This window comes from Streptomyces sp. NRRL S-1022 (assembly GCF_000720135.1).
GTDB lineage: Bacteria > Actinomycetota > Actinomycetes > Streptomycetales > Streptomycetaceae > Streptomyces.
On record NZ_JOIU01000149.1, the window covers coordinates 1 to 376 of the forward strand.

Genomic DNA, 376 nt, shown 5'->3' on the forward strand with positions numbered 1-376 from the left:
GGGCATCCATCTGATGGCCCTCGGCGGCGACTACGACCCGCTGCACTCCTCCTTCCTCGGGGTGTCCTGCGTGGAGGCGGTCGAACAGCTGCGCGTGGACGTGTGCTTCACCTCGACGTCCGCCGTGCACGGGGGTTACGCATACCACCAGGAACAGCACATCGTGTCGGTGAAGCGGGCCATGCTCGACGCGGCCGCCCGCAACGTCCTGCTCATCGACCACACCAAGCTCGCCCGGGTCGCGCTGCACCGGGTCGTCCCGCTGTCCCGCTACGACCTGCTCCTCGTCGACGACGGGGCGTCGGCCGAGGCGCTGCGGGATCTGGACGAGCACAAGGTCCCGTACGAGATCTGCGCCACGAGAGGCACGAAGGGC

At 68.9% G+C, this 376-nt stretch carries 1 pseudogene; it reads left to right on the forward strand.

Going from position 1 to position 376, the window contains the following annotated elements:
- Window positions 1-376: pseudogene (locus IG05_RS0141250) on the forward strand (DeoR family transcriptional regulator); the annotation flags it as partial.